Annotated in this window: 8 protein-coding genes and 2 pseudogenes; 8 read left to right on the top strand and 2 right to left on the bottom strand. The window is 41.0% G+C overall.

Features of this window, described 5'->3' with window-relative positions; translation table 11 throughout:
* Window positions 1-28 precede the first annotated feature (28 nt).
* From VB775_RS23820 to VB775_RS23810, 3 genes and pseudogenes are all read left to right on the top strand, one after another.
* Window positions 29-781: a hypothetical protein gene (locus VB775_RS23820; protein ID WP_281008954.1), complete on the top strand. Its 753-nt coding sequence runs from the start codon at window positions 29-31 to the stop codon at window positions 779-781.
* On the top strand, window positions 670-1230 hold the full coding sequence (locus VB775_RS23815) for a hypothetical protein (RefSeq protein WP_281008953.1): 561 nt from the start codon (window positions 670-672) through the stop codon (window positions 1228-1230). The genes VB775_RS23820 and VB775_RS23815 overlap by 112 nt, the downstream gene beginning before the upstream one ends.
* Window positions 1231-1403: 173 nt before the next feature.
* Window positions 1404-2141 (top strand): annotated as a pseudogene (locus tag VB775_RS23810) (transposase); the annotation flags it as partial.
* Window positions 2142-2438: 297 nt separating this feature from the next.
* On the opposite strand, the gene VB775_RS23805 reads toward VB775_RS23810, so the two are convergent.
* Complete coding sequence (locus tag VB775_RS23805; protein WP_281008952.1) at window positions 2439-5753, bottom strand: Eco57I restriction-modification methylase domain-containing protein; 3315 nt, start codon at window positions 5751-5753, stop codon at window positions 2439-2441.
* 263 nt (window positions 5754-6016) lie between these two features.
* Here VB775_RS23805 and VB775_RS23800 point away from each other — a divergent pair.
* From VB775_RS23800 to VB775_RS23780, 5 genes and pseudogenes are all read left to right on the top strand, one after another.
* A pseudogene (locus VB775_RS23800) lies at window positions 6017-6320 on the top strand (transposase); the annotation flags it as partial.
* Window positions 6321-6418: 98 nt separating this feature from the next.
* Window positions 6419-6580: a hypothetical protein gene (locus VB775_RS23795; protein WP_281008951.1), complete on the top strand. Its 162-nt coding sequence runs from the start codon at window positions 6419-6421 to the stop codon at window positions 6578-6580.
* Window positions 6581-6801: 221 nt separating this feature from the next.
* Window positions 6802-7380 (top strand): LexA family protein, encoded by a 579-nt coding sequence (locus tag VB775_RS23790; protein ID WP_190579617.1) that lies wholly within the window; start codon window positions 6802-6804, stop codon window positions 7378-7380.
* Window positions 7381-7527: 147 nt separating this feature from the next.
* Window positions 7528-8058 carry a hypothetical protein gene (locus tag VB775_RS23785; protein WP_281008950.1) on the top strand — a complete coding sequence of 177 codons (531 nt, stop codon included), beginning with the start codon at window positions 7528-7530 and terminating at the stop codon, window positions 8056-8058.
* 331 nt (window positions 8059-8389) lie between these two features.
* Window positions 8390-10171: a ShlB/FhaC/HecB family hemolysin secretion/activation protein gene (locus VB775_RS23780; RefSeq protein ID WP_281008949.1), complete on the top strand. Its 1782-nt coding sequence runs from the start codon at window positions 8390-8392 to the stop codon at window positions 10169-10171.
* Between the two features lie 161 nt (window positions 10172-10332).
* On the opposite strand, the gene cobN is transcribed toward VB775_RS23780, so the two are convergent.
* Entirely contained in the window at window positions 10333-14274 is a 3942-nt protein-coding gene (gene cobN / locus VB775_RS23775) for a cobaltochelatase subunit CobN (protein WP_281008948.1), read from the bottom strand.
* Window positions 14275-14299 lie beyond the last annotated feature (25 nt).

The following is a 14299-nucleotide window of genomic DNA, read 5'->3' as shown; positions in this document are numbered from 1 at the left end:
ATCTATCAAACCTTATAGGAGATTGTTTATGAATATTTATGTGCAGAGTCGTGGTTATTCTCCAGATTTCGGATACTGCTGGATGCCAGAATTGCCAACATATTTAAGCAAGGTTAGTAGTTATATTCAAAATGATTCGCCATCTCTAGTTTTAGCTAGATTTGATGGCAATTTATTCCTACTCGTAACCGATCTCAGTTCGCCTGAGAAAAAAGATTTCCGCGATCGCCCTATTCGGCATTCTGTAGCTTGGGTATGTGAAGAGAATGATGAGAATGAGAAAATGTTAAGAGCGATCGCCGTTGAAGCTTTGCGAGACAGAGATGATCTAACCAAACAAGTTGATCTAACCAGACAAGTTGATCAACTAATTCAACTAGATGGAACACAAGGATTTACATTTGAGAAACCGCAATTTGAAGGTTTAAGCAAGTCTATTTTGGATTCATTTAAACCTGAGAGTTCGGATAATGTCCCAGATAAAACAATTAAAATTGCTAAAAACTCTCAAGAGTTGAAAAGTCTTCTGGCTGAAGAGCTACAGAAGTCCGATCTGCCTTCTGGCTATGAGTTATTAGTTGTTGTAACTGGAATAAAGTCAGAGGACACATTAAGAAAAGCTCACATTTGGCGCAGCGTATCTAGCCTAGTCAAGTCAGAGTCAGGGGTATGGGAAGATATAGTAGAAAAAGGGGGACAACAAACAAATTTTCTCTTGGCGATCGCTCTAATAATAGTGGCGATCGCCATCATCATTCTGTTCTTTCTCGCGGTCAGCTAGCAGTATCTCAGGGAAAGGAATTTCTAGGTAAAGGAATAAGACTGCTGGTAGATCAATTTATAGATCAAGATTTAAAAAAATTTGCAGAAGAGAAAATTAATCTATTACAAAAAACAAAATTGAGTTCTGGTGATCAAGATTTACTTATAAAAACAAAAGATAAATTAACAATTTATCTATTAGATGTAGAAAAATTACTAGCTGTTGAGAAAAATACGGAAAGTGGATTTAGTCATATTCCTAAGTATGGTCAAAATTTTACTGAATTGACAGGAGGAAAAATTAATCTTCATGTAGCACAATATGTTTTTAGTCAAAAAACTATACAAGAATATGTAGAACAAAATGGTGGAATGAGTCTTGATAATAGAAGATTTCTTAATCAGGTAAAAGCTAATTTAGAGGAATACCAAGAAGACATCAAAAGAATAGAGAGACGATTAAATTAATTAGGTTGTAAAAATCGTGACTAGGGCTAAGAACACGATATTGCGGTAAATACTCAAGTCTCTTGACATAAAGCTTTAAATTTAGAAGGTCTTGGGCGATCGCTCTTATGTGGAGATCGCTTCTAATTCAATAGTGATATCTACACTGCAAAAATTTAATGTAATTTTGCTCCTTACTGGTGGTCAGTGAAGTATATCGACAACAACAATTGATGTACGAGCAAGGTTGTCATCGTATAGACGACCGTATCGTCAGTATTACGCAACCCCATGTGCGTCCAATTGTCAGAGGTAAGTCTGGAACACCCGTGGAATTTGGCGCTAAACTCTCGGTTAGTTGTGTGGATGGTCATGCATTTCTCGACCATCTCAGTTGGGATAACTTCAATGAATCTGGAGATTTGGAGCAGCAAGTAGAATTGTTTAAATCTCGCTTTGGACATTATCCTGAAGCGGTCTATGTTGACCAGATTTACCGCACTCGTAGCAATCGCGACTATTGTCAAAATCTGGGTATTCGGATTACGGCTCCGCGTTTGGGCAGACCTGTACCCGATGATGTGGCGGCTATTCGCAAGCAAACCTTCGCCGATGCTAAGATTCGCAATCAAATTGAAGGTAAGTTTGGTCAGGCTAAACGACGGTTCAGTTTAAATCGGGTCATGACCAAGTTGGTAAATACTTCGGAAACGGCGATCGCTATCACCTTTTTGGTAATGAATCTAGAGGCGCTGCTCAAGCAGCTTGCTTTTTTATTTTTTGCTTGGTTTATGCTTTGCCGACAGTACTTTATTTTTCAATTTGGGAAGTCGTTTTTTATCTTTTCTGCTATCTCTTACCGATTTCGGCGATTTCCTGCCTTGCCTGTCCTGTGGTCTGCTTTTTCTACTTGCCTTCTTCCTGCTACCTAATTACTTTTTCATCAAGCCCTATTTAGATATTCTTTATTTAATGGGATGGGACGATTTTACTCTGGATTAAACAGAGAGAGATTTTTCAAATTCTTGTTTTTTATAGCAATCCCGACACTAATGAGGTACAGGTAAGGGGTTTAAGCACCTTGTTCAGTATAGGTTGTAATAAAATCATGCATACCTCACTAGGGCAAGAATTGCTATATCAGAGAACGTAGGCGATCGCCTTATGACCGTTGTTTCTTCTCCTCAAGTTCTAACCGATTCTCACATTCAGAAATATGCTAAATCATCCTAATCTTCATCCATAATCTTTGTCCTAGTATTTTTAGACTTCTGCGAATTTACCAAAGCATCTTGAATTACCTTTAATTCCTTATCAGTAAGTTTCCAAAGTTTAGCCGTAAATCTATCTAGATCTGCTTCTAAATTCAATACTTGTTCGCTATTCCTATTACTAGTTTGTTCATGACATTGCTCAGATATTTCTGCAATTTGTAGATGTAATGGATTATTTTCACTAAATTTAGGAACTTTAATATATTCGAGGATGTGAGTAGAAATTTGTGTGCTGACAATATATGTACTAGCGACAAATCTGGCGGGACTAGAGTTTAAACATCCACAAACATAATGAGCTTCCACCGAATCTTCAAAGGGGATAATCACAAGTTTGTGATCGGGAATAACAATTGTATTAGTTAACATTTCATGTGAAAATCCCCCCTGTACAGCACAATAAAAGTATGAGGATATTTCTTTCCACACCACTTTATAAGGCTTGACTAAAAATTCACCTGTCTCAAACAAGGAATAAAAAGCTAGATCTCTTCTTGAAAGATCATACATTTTTCTTTTAGTTAAATACTCTCGCATTTTATGAAAATAAGCATAGGTCTTTGAATATTTACGCTTCATTTCATTTTCTGGAATAGCACTATCTCCTTTATGCGGGTACAGCAATGCATATTCTGGTTGAGTATGCCATTTTGACACTTCTTTCCCTTTCAAAAGGGGATAAAGCAAATCTGCATCGAAGGCTTCTGTAACTTCTGGCGGTTTCTTTTTTGAAAATTCTGGAGTGTTTCTACATATCACAGTCTTCATCTTTTTATGGAGTGGTTGTAGCCAAAATAACCCATTACCACCTCTAGTATCTGATCCCTTCCAAGCTTTATACTCTTGCTGCCCTTTTTGAATTTTTTCAATAGTTTTTTTACTAATAGCTTCAGGCAAAACCATCCAAGGGCTTTGTTCATCAGTAATTGGATAGGCTACTTTTTGTTGTCGCTCTGTATTTTTGAGAGCTATTTCTAGCGAATTATCACTAGAAATAGAAACTCTATTTTTTAAATACCAGACAGTATAAGGAACTGGATAAGAAGTACCTTTACGATCTAAAGTACAAACTAAAATTGCAGTTCTATTAGTTGCACCATCAAACGGCTGAAAACTGCTCATATCATCAACTAATTGAATATTAAATTTTTTGTTAATATGTATTTTGAATCTTCGATAACCACTAGCCGAGCTAGATTGAAATACACTTTGAGTTAAAACAAAGCCTAATTTGCCATTTTCTTTTAAGTAATTATCGATCGCTGAATAAGTAAAAATCATCGCTAAATCTGTATTGCCTTTAGCAAATCTAGCTTTCCAGCCACCTTTAGGAAATAGCTCGTAACGATTCCAAATGGAAGCCATTGCATCGCGATAATCAGCAGGTAAATGCTCATAATTTACCCAAGGTGGATTACCGATTACAAAATCAACTTTACCGATAAATAAAGGTGCAAACGCATTTTTAATAATTCTTGCCCAGATTCCGTTCTGATTCACTTGATCTAGTCTGACCATTTCTCTATATAGTCCTTCATGGACATGTTGGGCTTGTATAGGAAGCCCTTCATCTTGGCAGTATTCAATAAATTCAGCTTGAGAATTGCCATTTTTAACGCAATCTTCTAAGGCTTGAGCGTATTTACTCACCAATTCACAACTAGTAGTAATTTCAGTGGGAACATAGAAATTAGCAACCGCAGTTTTTAGCTCTTTAGTAGAGCCGATCTGATCTACAGCTAAGCCTGTCTCTGTCAAAAGACGACCACTACCATACTCAGAAGGAGTCATTATCGAGTCACATAAATATATAGGAATCTCAATTCTATCTACATAACGAATTAAATCACGAATGGCAACTAAATAATTAGTTCTAGCTGCCATTACTGCGAGTGGATTAAGATCAAATCCAATGACATTATTGAGAATCTTCTGACATAGTTCTTCTTCTTCAAAATTACAATCTTCTCGATGCTCTTCATAAAAATGCCGAATTTTAGCAATGGTCATTACCAAAAAAGTTCCTGAACCACACGAAGGATCGAGCAATCTTTGGTCAGGATTGCCATCGTACTCTAAACGGTTAAGCGTATGTTCTGCTAACCAATCTGGGGTGTAATATTCACCAAGATCATGACGCAGAGATTTAGGGAAAAGCTGTTGATATAGTTTCTTGAGTAAGTCACGACTTTTTGCAGGTTCTTCCGAAAGCGTAGCAGGATTGTACTCGTCTAATTTACGAACCATTTCCCTAATTAGCTCTTCAATAGGCTCATTCCATGCCCATAAATACCAAGCAAATAAATCTCCTTCTAAAAAGTTGACAATATTTAGTTTCTTAAAGATACTGCCAGATTCTAAATCTTCTAACTCTTGTTTTAATTTTTTAGATGTTGCTGCCCTCAACATCTTTTTATGAGGAGAAGTCGTAAAACTTTGAGAAAGAGAAACAATTTCAGCCGCCAATAGCTTAATGAATAGGGCATAGTAACTATGGACAGAAAATAGTAGCTCAGGTGCTTTTAAAGTATTATGATCACCCTCAATCCCATAAAACTCTCCTAGTTGAATTATTTTTTCAGATGGAATATTGACATCATATCCACAAACTTGTCCAAAGAGAATTTTCCACTGTTGAAAAAATGTTTGTGCTTTTGGATTGTCCGTATTGCAGATCGTTTCATAAAGGGTTTTAATACCAGATTGAGCAACTGTTCCCTCAGAACCAAAATCTTGGGCTAAATATTCAGGCACAAAAGGCTTACCTGATATGCCTAAGTTAAATAGAACCCTAAGAAATCTTTCGGATGTATATTTATTAACTTCTACTGGATCTTGGACATCCCATTGCTGGTTACGATAGCGAACGAAAATAAAGTAGTTACCGTCACAACCAACCCCAAACAATGATTCTGGTGGATGTCCTAAATCTTCTTTCAGTCCTGCAAAGCGACTTTTTATTTGTTCAACAACTTTTTTATTACCCTTGTCATTTGGGTTTGCAGAAAGGCGATCGCTACTTTTAGGATTTTTATACTCTATAAATACGCGATCATAGGCGGAATCAATTCTTCCCTTGGCAACTGTAAATTCATATTTCGCTTCTAGTTCTAAGTTGGCTTCTTTGGCTAACTGCCGAATTTGTGATTCTGCTGCAATTTTAATATCTTCTTCGTTATGAGCTTTTGCGACAGATTGCCTTAGGTTATTAGTAAATTCTTCAGCTTTACGGCTAATATACTCATCATTCAGCAAGTTTTCGACACTCATTAAGATAAACCAATATATCTCCCAGCCTATTATGATAGCCTACTTACAAAAAATATTTTAATATGACTTTTTGCTGAAACACTATGATTCCTGAACATAAAGCTTTTTCAGCAAGCCCTAGTTAAACCATCGTCTGATATGGCGATCGCTAATCTATACCATTACTTCCTATGAATAAAGAAGCTAAATCTCTATATCCACTTACCACTCAGAGAATCTCTATTAAGTTCTCGTTCACTCGATAGAAAATGATATAGCCACTCGACTTCGGCGTAGCTGAAATCGCTGTCCCTCGCGATCGGCAAGGGGAGTTTGAACCATACCTGGTGAAGAAAGGACAAAGCCACTTGTCAGGACTAGATGAGAAGATAATTGCCCTGTATGCGCGAGGTCTGAGTGTCAGGGATATCCAGTTGCAAGAAATGTATGGTGTCGAGGTATCACCAACCCTCATTTCCAATGTCACTGATGAGGTAATTGATGAAGTAAAGCAATGCGCCCTACCGTCCCCTTGATGCCGTTTATCCGATCGTATTTCTGGACTGTTTAGTGCTCAAAGTCCGAGACAATGGTCGAGTGATTAACTTTTTGTCTTAACTTTTATACTTTTTTGTCTTGACTATGGGGAGCGCTTTAATCATCCACCAGATTACACACTAAACTTTATGAATACTATTCGATGGATTCGCGTGATTTTTTCCAGTATTTTCATTGTGCTTGGGTTAGTTTTTGGCACATATTTCTATATCAAGGAGCATCAGTTAATCTCCATTGCTCCTCAAGGATATATCGCGAGATTTTTGCGAGATTTTAGTAATTTGTTTTAGAAAAGCACTTATAGCTGTCGTCATTATTAGGACAAATCAAACCCCAAGAAGCGAGTGGCAGCGCTTCTTGGGGTTTGTTTGATCGGTAATTGCTGTAATAAGATTGGCGATAGCTATAATATCTGTCATTTTTAGATAGTTAAATTATATGATTAGCGTACAATATTCATGAAACTGTAGCGATCGCAGTGACAAATGCAAATAAATTTGGGAGAAATACTATGCCACGAGGTGGAAAACGTCAGGGAGCAGGTCGTCCTGTGGGTACTGGCAAATATAACGAAACAACTAAAGCCGTTCGCTTACCCGTCAGCCTTGCTGATGAAATTTTAGAAGCTCTCGCCAGAGATCCTCAACAGGTAGAACCATCAACTATTGTCTCATCTATCTTTAAGACGGACAATAATAATATTAAATGCCGCGTGCCACTCTATCTCAATCCCGTTGCCGCAGGATTTCCTGCCCCCACGGAGGATTATATCGAAGGCAAAATTGATCTCAATCACCATCTTGTTAAACATCCCGAATCTACGTTTTTAGTGCGCGTTGTTGGGGATTCGATGCAAGATGCAGGTATTCATCCGCGTGACTTACTGGTAGTCGATCGCGCCCTAGAGCCGATTAGCGGCAAGGTGGTCATTGCTGTCGTCAATGGAGAATTAACCGTGAAACGCTTGCGTAAGCATCGCAATAAATTATGGTTGATGCCCGAAAACCCTAGTTTTCAGCCCATTGAAATTGACGAAAATGTGGAATTACATATTTGGGGAGTAGTCACTAACGTAATTCATGCTTTGTAGTAAGAATCTAAGCTATTGAGATACAGAGCTAGAAAAAAGCAGTAAAAATATTGATTAAACAATTTAAAGCAAGATTTTAGCTATAAATCAGAGATGACATTTAGCTTTGATTAACGTACATTAATCAAAGAGTTTTTGGTCTTGTCTATGGCTCGCTTTCCTGATTCTTCTGCTCCGATCCTATCTTTGTCAGCTTCTAAGGCTCGTTCCTTTGGTATATCTGAGAATATTGTCGGCAAAAATGCTTCCTCCGAGTTCTTTGCGGTTTGGCAAATGCTTTGTTCACGTCTGGATGCACATAAAGATAAATGGCAGGTTAGCTTTTCCTCGCCTGTAGCAGTGTCGGACTACATTACAATGCGTTGTTTACTAACCGTGGGTGACATTACCCGTGAGGCAACTGGTAGCGATAAGGGCTGTTTAATTCAGGTGGGATCTTCTACAATCGGAGTTCATGCGCCTGAACGGGCTATGCTCAATGCTTTTTGCAATGCTGCTGTTCATTTCGGGATTATTTTACCCTTCAAGCAGATCCGCGCCAAAAAACCTCCAGATGATGACCATGATCTTGAGGCTGTGGTCAATATTCTTCGCAAGATTCAACGTAAGCAAAAAATGAAACGCGGTTTCAAGGCTTTAGCTAATCTTGCGAATTTGATGACCCGCCAAATTAATTAAGCGCTTTGCGCTAAAACCTGACCCAAGAAACCTTTAAAAGTTTTGCTTTGCAAAACTTTTAAAGGTTTCTTGGGTTTTAACAAGACGTTGATATACTTGATGCACCAAATTCTAGAACCCCCTCTAACTCCCCCTTTCAAGGGGGAGAACTTAGGCTTCCCCCCTTGAAAGGGGGACTGAGGGGGGTGAAAATTTGCATGGTGTGTCAAGTATTTGAGTAGACAAGGGGCTTTAAGCCCCTTGTCTACTCAAATACTTGATCAAATGACCAAAGCCTAGTAAATTGCTGTCCAACCAATCCACTATTGCAGTCATGTAGGTGCTTGTTGTTATGCTGGAACTTCATGGATGGTTAAGCGAACAGAAAAAAACTTTCACAAAAAAATCAATAATTTTTAGGGCAATGGTTTATACAGGGCTAGGCTTAACTAGCTTTGTCGCGTTTACATTGCCCATATTGGCTCAAACAGATCGAGCTAACTCCTTAACACCACAAATCATTACGCCCACTCTGCGATCGCCTTCGCCACAATTACCAACCCAGACCCCAGCACCGCTCCCATCCCCCGATGAGTTGCTAAACCCTTCACGCGAGCCTGTCACGCCTCAAAAAGAAGTGCCTGTAACTGGAACGATTACAGTCAATCGATTTGAGGTTTTAGGCAGCACCGTATTTACGAAAGCAGAAATTGATCAGATTCTGAGTCCTTTTACTAAGCGACCAATCACTTTTTCAGAACTGCTGAAAGCGCGATCGCAGGTTACAGATCTATATATAAGCCGAGGGTATATAACGTCAGGAGCCTTTATTCCTACCCAAAACTTACAGAATGGGGTGGTGCAGATTCAGGTAATTGAAGGAGGGCTGGAAGATATAAAAGTAACTGGAGTTGAACGGTTAAGTCCAGATTATGTGCGATCGCGGATGAATATTGCGACAGGCGCACCCCTAAACCGCGATCGCTTGATTCAAGCCCTCCAAGTTCTCCAAATCAATCCCTTAATTGCCAGCATATCCGCAGAGCTATCAGCAGGAACACGCGCTGGACAGAACATTCTGGAAGTGCGGCTTAAAGAAGCAAAATCTTTAGAAGTGCAACTATCTCTGGATAACAATCGCGCTCCTAGCGTTGGTTCATTGCGTCGCAAGGTTCAAATTAGTGAAGCGAATTTAACGGGATTGGGCGATACACTGAATATTGCCTATAGTAATACCGATGGAAGTAATTCCTATGATCTTAGCTATATGCTACCGATCAATCCCTACAATGGCTCGATCGCTTTTGCGTTTAATAATGGTAATAGTAACGTTCTGGAAAAGCCTTTTAATATATTGGATATCTATGCGAATTCCACATCCTATGACCTGACTTTTCGTCAACCCATTGAGCAAACCCCTAGTCAAGAAATAGCAATCGGTTTCACGGCTTCCTATCGCGAAAGTTTAACTAGTTTGTTAAAGATTCCATTTCCTTTGTCCGCAGGAGCAGATGATAATGGCGTAACTAAAACTACGGTTTTACGCGCCTTTCAAGAATTTACACAGCGCTCTAGTCAGTCAGTAATTTCTTTGCGATCGCAGTTTAGTCTAGGACTAGGTGGCGTATTAGGTTCTAATTTGAATACTACCTTTCCTGATAGTCGCTTTGTTTCATGGCGTGGACAGTCGCAGTATGTAAATCTACTAGCACCTGATACTTTTCTGTTACTACGAGGTGATCTGCAATTTGGCGATCGCGCCCTACTACCTTCAGAGCAAATTGGCTTTGGTGGACAGGATACCCTACGCGGCTATCGTCAAGATGTACTGCTTGGCGATAATGGACTAAATCTATCCGCAGAGATGCGAGTGCCAATCTTGCGTGTTCCTGAATGGGAAGGTTTATTGCAGCTTGTGCCATTTATTGATGCTGCCGCCGTATGGACAAGTTCTGGAGGAGCTAACTCTAGTTCCAATACATTATTAGGTACTGGTTTGGGTCTGCGTTGGCGGATTGGGAATACTTTAGATGTCCGACTCGACTATGGTATTCCTTTGATTTCTGTGCCAAATAGTCGGAATACTGCCCAAGAAAATGGGCTTTATTTTAACCTCAATTTCACAGGTTTTTAAGATATATGGCAATCAAAGATTTGTTTAGGACATAAAACCCAAAATACAAGTAGCGCCGCTACTTGTATTGGTGCAGCCAAATAGCAATCCTAAATGGGTTGTGAGAGTGCGCCCCGAAGGGGCGCACTCTCACAACCCATTTAGGATTGCTATAGAGGCATTTATGTTTGCGATTCGATCGCACCTTCAGCATCATTAGCGATCGCCTTTAAGCGATCCAACATATCCGCACTCACATCTTGCCACATCCCGCGTTGATTCGCTTCTAGCAAACGTTCCGACATATCTCGCAATGCCCAAGGATTGCTAGATTTAATAAAATTCTGAACTTCAGGATTAAAAATATATGCCTCCGCAACCCCCTCATACATGAAGTCGGAAACGCAGTTAGTCGTAGCATCATAGGCAAATAGATAATCAAGAGTTGCCGACATCTCAAAAGCTCCTTTATAGCCGTGACGCATTGCACCTGCGATCCATTTGGGATTAACAACACGCGATCGATAAACCCGCGCAATCTCTTCACTCAATTTACGAACCTTGGGCTGCGCCATCCGTGAGTTATCGCCAAAATACACCTCTGGAGCATTGCCCGATATGGATTTGATTGCGGCAGTCATCCCACCCTGAAACTGATAATAATCATCAGAATCGAGAATATCATGCTCGCGATTATCCTGATTTTGCAGTACGATTTGCATGTTACTGAGCCGTTGATTAAAGGCTTCAGGAGCGGATTTACCCTCGGATTTACTGGTGTAGGCGTAGGCACTCCAATTGATATAGGCTCGCGCTAAATCTTGCTCACTTTCCCAGTTTTGTGACTCGATTAAACCTTGCAAACCCGCACCATAGGCACTCGGCTTGGAGCCGAACACTCGATAACGCGATCGCTCTTCTGCCTGTACAGTTGTCAATCCTTCTCTTTGCCATTGTGCAGATTCTGCTTGAACTTTTGCCGCTAAGGGATTTTGATCCGCAGGTTCATTGAGATTAGCGACAGCATTCACTGCACTATCAAATAAATCGATGAGATTTGGGAATGCATCTCTAAAGAATCCTGAGATTCTCAAAGTTACGTCAACACGGGGACGACCTAAGATTGATAAGGGCAAAATCTCAAAATCCACCACGCGGCGCGATACGCCATCCCAAACAGGTTGGACACCCAATAAAGCAAGAGCTTCAGCAAGATCATCACCTCCCGTTCGCATTGTCGAAGTTCCCCAAATCGATAGCCCCAAGGTTTGCGGATATTCGCCATGTTCTTGAGTATAGGTTTCGATCAACACATCCGCAGCCTTGCGCCCAATATCCCAAGCAGTTTCCGTCGGCACAGCCCGAATATCCACCGAATAGAAATTCCGTCCAGTAGGTAACACCTCTGGTCTACCTCTAGTCGGCGCACCCGAAGCACCACTGGGGACATATTCGCCATTTAACCCACGCAATAGATTAGTGATTTCTTGATTGGTTTTGTAGAGAGAGGGTAAGAGGCGATCGCGAATCCATGTTAGTTCTGCCGCAATCTTACCCACTTGGACAAGGGGAATCTTTGCCATTTTAAAATCTCCACTAGATCCCCCTAAATCCCCCTTATAAAGGGGGACTTCAGACCTTTTGCTACTAATATAGATTTCTTCAATTGCAATCTTGCCCCCCTTTGCAAGGGGGGTAGGGGGGATCTCTTCAGAAATCTGTGCCACCAACTCCGCAGCATACTCCTCTATAACTTCAACTGCATCGCCAATAATCCGACAATTCACTAAACGTGGATGTGATTTTGGCTCAAGTAATTCCCCTAAATCCGCTGTTAAAGGATCAAAATCTAAACCCCAATCCTGCGCGATCGCCCTAGTCAGACCCATCCGATTAGCCGTAGGATTTCGGGCGATCGCTACTACCAAATCCCGTAACTGTCGCCCTTCTGGACATAGCCCAAAAATATGCAACCCATCACGGATTTGAGCCTCCTTAATTTCGCAGAGATAACCATCGGCGGTCGTGAGAATCGTATTAAGAGAATCTTCTAAACGGTCTAGGGAAATTCCTAAATCTTGATGTAGATTTTCTTGCTTGATTAACTCAGTTAATCGCGATCGCACCATTGGCAATCTCGCAGGATCAAGGGTTTCCGCTTCGTAATATTCATCGATTAAGCCTTCTAATTGCTGCAAGCCACCGTATAGCTCAGCGCGAGTCATCGGCGGCGTGAGGTGATCGAGAATTACCGCTTGCGATCGCCTTTTTGCTTGAGAACCTTCCCCAGGGTCATTGACAATAAAGGGATAGAAATGGGGCATCGCACCAAAGGCGGCTTCAGGATAGCAATTTTCTGATAGTGCCACGCTTTTTCCGGGGAGCCATTCGAGATTGCCATGTTTGCCGATGTGGGCGATCGCATGGGCGTTAAACTTGTCGCGCACCCAATGATAGAAAGCCATATAGTCATGGGTTGGCTCTAAATCTGGCGCATGGTAATTGAGTGTCGGATCAAGGTCATAGCCACGAGATGGCTGAATACCGACAAAAATATTGCCAAACTGCATACCAGCGATCGCAAATTCTTTCTCACATTTCGGCTGATTCCATCTTGACTGAATTCCATTTTGCACAGGCTCAGGCAAATTCTGAAAATAGTTTTGATAATCTTCTAACGCTAAAGATTGATTAATCTGACGCATTCCAAAGGATTCGCGATCGTTGGTTACACCTGTAGTTAGTAACTTCATCAATTCATCGCTAGTTTCAGGAATCTCACCAACGCCATAGCCTGAGCTTCGCAAAGCTTTGAGAATCTCTAAACAACTGGCAGGAGTATCTAAACCAACTCCATTGGCTAACCTGCCATCACGATTAGGATAATTAGCAAGAATCAGCGCAATTTTGCGATCGCCTACATCCGTGTGCTTTAGTTTTATCCATTTCGCCGCCAGATCAGCCACAAAATTAATTCGCGATCGCACAGGTTCATAGGTCAACACCTCCGTTTGCAAAGCGAGATTCTGTCCCTGCATCGCTTTAAAGGAAACTGCCCTTGTAATAATCCTGCCATCAACTTCAGGCAACACCACATTCATCGCCATATCGCGAGGATTTAGTCCCTGTGTACCATTCGCCCAAGTTTTCTTAAGCCCACCACTAAAAATCACCTGAAACACAGGCACGTTCAAAGCTTCCCAAAGATCAACCTGTGGCGTATCGGTTTTTAAACTTGCCAAAGAGAAGCTAGTCGTATTTAGAATCACATCAACTTTTTGACCAGATTCATGTAAACAATAGCGAATTAACTCTGCTTGTACATCAGGCTCCTTTAAAGATGAAACATAAATGGGTAAAGGTTTGAGATTACGTTCTCGCAATGACTCACATAAAGCCGCGATCGCTCCCGTATTTCCCGATAAATAATGAGCGCGATAAAAAAGAATCGCCACTAATCCGAGATCCCCCTCAATCCCCCTTAAAAAGGGGGAAGAAGAAAATTCTTCTCCCCCCTTTCTCAAGGGGGGCTGGGGGGGATCAAATTCTCCCCCCTTTCTCAAGGGGGGCTGGGGGGGATCAAATATCCCAATCCGAGGCACTGACTGAGGTATTTGATATGCGATCGCTATTTCTAAAAATTCCTTAGCAATGAACTTCAATAAATTCTGATAATTACTAACCCCTGCTTCAATAAAATATTGCCAAGCCTGATTCACCAAAGTTAGCGAGGTTGTGGAATGACTCGTTAAGCTCGGATCAGGACGCTCATCCCCCGGTAATACAATCAAAACTGCACCCGTATTCGCCACAGTTTCCTTAACTACTTCTAATCCATAACTCCAGTAAGACTGTCCCCCAATCAATCGCACAATAATCACCTTGGCACTTGCCAAGACCTCTTCTGCATAGGTATCGATCGCAATTTGTTGCTGCAACTGCAAGACATTCACCACACGAATTTGCGGAAAATCTTCAGGCAAGTTCGCAGTAGCCGCCGCAAGGGTTTGGATATCCGTATCCGCAGCCGTGATGATCACAATCGGTGCAGGTTGCTGATCAACAAAAACAACGCTGTCGGTGGACTGGTTCCAGCCCCCTGAAATAGTGGCAATACGATGCATTAGTAATCCAAATAGCTTATGGGCG

The sequence above is a fragment of the Pseudanabaena sp. CCNP1317 genome (assembly GCF_034931345.1).
GTDB classification, from domain to species: Bacteria; Cyanobacteriota; Cyanobacteriia; order Pseudanabaenales; family Pseudanabaenaceae; genus Pseudanabaena; species Pseudanabaena galeata.
The sequence above is the reverse complement of the archived record's forward strand: the minus strand, read 5'-3'. Positions and strand labels throughout refer to the sequence as shown.

Excerpts from the sequence above, each read along its gene's own strand:
- VB775_RS23795 (WP_281008951.1), top strand. The coding sequence starts at position 6,419 with ATGAATACTATTCGATGGATTCGCGTGATTTTTTCCAGTATTTTCATT.
- VB775_RS23790 (WP_190579617.1), top strand. The coding sequence starts at position 6,802 with ATGCCACGAGGTGGAAAACGTCAGGGAGCAGGTCGTCCTGTGGGTACT.
- cobN (WP_281008948.1), bottom strand. The coding sequence starts at position 14,274 with ATGCATCGTATTGCCACTATTTCAGGGGGCTGGAACCAGTCCACCGAC.
- VB775_RS23780 (WP_281008949.1), top strand. The coding sequence starts at position 8,390 with ATGCTGGAACTTCATGGATGGTTAAGCGAACAGAAAAAAACTTTCACA.
- VB775_RS23815 (WP_281008953.1), top strand. The coding sequence starts at position 670 with ATGGGAAGATATAGTAGAAAAAGGGGGACAACAAACAAATTTTCTCTT.
- VB775_RS23820 (WP_281008954.1), top strand. The coding sequence starts at position 29 with ATGAATATTTATGTGCAGAGTCGTGGTTATTCTCCAGATTTCGGATAC.
- VB775_RS23785 (WP_281008950.1), top strand. The coding sequence starts at position 7,528 with ATGGCTCGCTTTCCTGATTCTTCTGCTCCGATCCTATCTTTGTCAGCT.
- VB775_RS23805 (WP_281008952.1), bottom strand. The coding sequence starts at position 5,753 with ATGAGTGTCGAAAACTTGCTGAATGATGAGTATATTAGCCGTAAAGCT.